2 protein-coding genes and 1 pseudogene are annotated in these 1,296 nt (G+C 26.5%); 1 reads left to right on the top strand and 2 read right to left on the bottom strand.

All coding sequences use genetic code 11. The features are described 5' to 3' along the window. On the bottom strand, window positions 1–90 hold a 90-nt coding region (locus ACYQ3D_RS12595; protein WP_459837254.1), incomplete at its 3' end, for an adenylyltransferase/cytidyltransferase family protein. Window positions 91–939: 849 nt separating this feature from the next. On the opposite strand from ACYQ3D_RS12595, the pseudogene ACYQ3D_RS12590 reads away from it, so the two are divergent. Beyond that, a pseudogene (locus ACYQ3D_RS12590) lies at window positions 940–1,119 on the top strand (transposase); the annotation flags it as partial. On the opposite strand, the gene ACYQ3D_RS12585 reads toward ACYQ3D_RS12590, so the two are convergent. After that, window positions 1,078–1,197: an alpha amylase N-terminal ig-like domain-containing protein gene (locus ACYQ3D_RS12585; protein ID WP_459838808.1), complete on the bottom strand. Its 120-nt coding sequence runs from the start codon at window positions 1,195–1,197 to the stop codon at window positions 1,078–1,080. The pseudogene ACYQ3D_RS12590 and the gene ACYQ3D_RS12585 overlap by 42 nt on opposite strands. Between the last annotated feature and the right edge of the window lie 99 nt (window positions 1,198–1,296).

The following is a 1,296-nucleotide window of genomic DNA, read 5'->3' as shown; positions in this document are numbered from 1 at the left end:
TTTATCAATAATTTTATTAGCTCTTTTAATTATATTTAAATGTCCATTAGTCACAGGATCAAAGCTCCCAGGATATACTGCTGTTTTCATTATCCCTCTCCCCTTGCTTCTTTATTTATTATCAAATACTAAAATAGTATAAGTTATATAAGTTATATAATTAACAATATTTCTCTACTTCTACTAATTCAACCTTTAACTTTTAGCAAAAGATAATACTAAAAACCTTTTATTCACAATCTTTACTATAAAAAAGGTAGTTATAATGAACAATAATTTTCCTCGCCTGTTCATTTCTTCTATAAACATTTTAACATTTCGTTCAAAATATATCAAGCCTTTATTAAAAGAAGATTATCTTTTTTTAATAAAATAGATTGTTGAATAAAAGATTTTTCCAATTCAAAAAAGGTAAAGTTGCTTACTTTCTAGTATTACATCAGGTGACCAAACCTCAAAAAAACTAGAAAAGAGCAACTAATAATAATTATATCACCTGAAGTACTAAAAGAAAACACTTTCTATCAAATTTGTTCTTGAGAAATACCTTTTTCGGCAGACTTATAAATATAATCTATTAAATTTGCAATTGCGTACTTTTTAGCTAAAAAAGTAAAATAGCTTGAATTTTCGGGTCTCTGACTAATATTGTGAAGAAAAATATGTAAATTCAAAAAATAAAAATGCATTTGGTGGAAATGTCCTATCAGAGAAAATCAGGTTATAATTAGATTGGAAAAGATATCGTTGTAAGAATTGTGATAGCAATCCATTTAACGAAGAGTATGAAAGTATTGATAAATATTCTAGAAAAACTAAAAGATTAGATGCATATATAGTGGATTTAGCTCAAAGAAGAGATTATACAGGTATAGCTAAGGTTTCTGAAGCTGAATGTGCTTTAAATGAATGATATGAGCGTGTTTAGACAGCGGTTTAAAACCATTGTTAGAAACTAAAAAAACAGTGGAAAATTGGGAAGACAAATTATTGAACTTTTTTGAGGCTAAGATAAGTAATAGTTTTGCTGAAGGCATAAATAATAAAATCAAATTAATAAACCGAATAATATATAAATTATTCGTCTACGTTATCCAAATCTCTTTTTTTAGACCTTAACTGGAGTAATAACTCATCCTCGCCTATTGGATAAGCATAATTACCATATGATTGATGATAGAGTGCTTCTTTTAACATGATTAATTCCTCCAAGCTGTTAATATAAATACTTCCAATTTAAATATATCTAAACTAAAGTGCTCTTTTTTAGAAATATTTAGTTAATTATTACTGCTC

The organism is Halanaerobaculum tunisiense (assembly GCF_054657635.1).
The sequence above is the reverse complement of the archived record's forward strand: the minus strand, read 5'-3'. Positions and strand labels throughout refer to the sequence as shown.